At 64.7% G+C, this 567-nt stretch carries 1 protein-coding gene; it reads right to left on the bottom strand.

From position 1 onward, the window contains the following. Positions 1 to 567 (bottom strand): efflux RND transporter permease subunit (locus T281_RS17205; protein WP_037242640.1); only part of this gene is annotated, 567 nt, incomplete at both ends.

Genomic DNA, 567 nt, shown 5'->3' with positions numbered 1-567 from the left:
GTATGTCAGCGAACGGTCGTAACGCGCCAGCAGCCACTCGAAGAACGGCTCAACGCGGCGGTCGAGCCACGTCTCGCGCGGGCGTGGCAGGCGGCGGATGAAGCGCGCGCACACCATCGGCGTCAGCGTGAGCGAGACGATGGCGGATATGAGGATCGCGTAGGTGAGCGTCCAGGCGAATTCGCCGAACAGTCGCCCGATCATGCCGCCCATGAACAGAAGCGGAATGAAGGCTGCGATCAGCGACAGCGAGATCGACACGATGGTGAAGCCGATCTGCCGCGAGCCGACGAGCGCGGCCTGCATCGGCTTCATGCCCGCTTCCATGTTCCGGTAGCAGTTCTCGATCACGACGATGGCGTCGTCCACCACGAAGCCGACCGAGATCGTGAGCGCGAGAAGGGAGATGTTGTCGAGGCTGTAGCCCGAGGCCCACATGAGCGCGAGCGTGCCGGAAAGCGAGAGCGGCACCGCCGCGCCCGCCGCCAGCGTCGGCACGATGCGGCGCAGGAACAGCAGCACCACCAGCATCACGAGCACCACGCTAATGATCAGCGTATGCTGAAT

The organism is Rhodomicrobium udaipurense JA643, assembly GCF_000636015.1.
Classification (GTDB): domain Bacteria; phylum Pseudomonadota; class Alphaproteobacteria; order Rhizobiales; family Rhodomicrobiaceae; genus Rhodomicrobium; species Rhodomicrobium udaipurense.
Note: the sequence above shows the minus strand (reverse complement) of the source record. Positions and strands in the feature narration are given on the sequence as shown.